This window comes from Exiguobacterium sp. B2(2022) (assembly GCF_028823655.1).
GTDB classification, from domain to species: domain Bacteria; phylum Bacillota; class Bacilli; order Exiguobacteriales; family Exiguobacteriaceae; genus Exiguobacterium; species Exiguobacterium aestuarii_A.
The window spans coordinates 1-517 of record NZ_JAPEHX010000162.1 but is presented as its reverse complement, the minus strand read 5'-3'; the positions used below and the strand labels follow the sequence as shown (position 1 = coordinate 517).

Genomic DNA, 517 nt, shown 5'->3' with positions numbered 1-517 from the left:
CAATTCGCTATCATGGGCTTTGGCACAATCGCCAAAACACATATGTTAAGTGTTTCACAAGCAAATTTGCAGCACCGACTTCCTTATACGTTATCCGTCCGTTCTATCCTGTCTCCATCTTCTCCACCAACTTTGCCAAACATTCATGCTTTTGACACTTTTTCAGAAATGATTATGACGCGCCCCGCCTTCATCGACATTTGCACGCCAAATCAGTATCACCGAGACTATGTTGAGTTAGCAGCTGAATATCAAATACCGGTCTATTGCGAAAAGCCACTGGCCCACACCTTAGAAGATGCTAAGCAAATGGTCGAATTAACAAAAATCCATCAAATCCCGAATGCAGTCGCGCTTATGTATCGCTTTCTCCCCGCTGTACAGCTATTGAAAGAAGAGCTCGAAAACGGGACAATCGGACGTATGATTCGCTTTAAAACAGCAACGTACCACTATAGTTATTTGAGTGACAAAAAATCCAGTGTATGCCGAACGATTAAGGAGAGTGGTGGTGGCG

The 517-nt window shown here is 43.9% G+C and carries 1 protein-coding gene; it reads left to right on the top strand.

Going from position 1 to position 517, the window contains the following annotated elements; all coding sequences use genetic code 11:
* On the top strand, positions 1-517 hold a 517-nt coding region (locus tag ON063_RS14825; RefSeq protein ID WP_274665654.1), incomplete at both ends, for a Gfo/Idh/MocA family protein.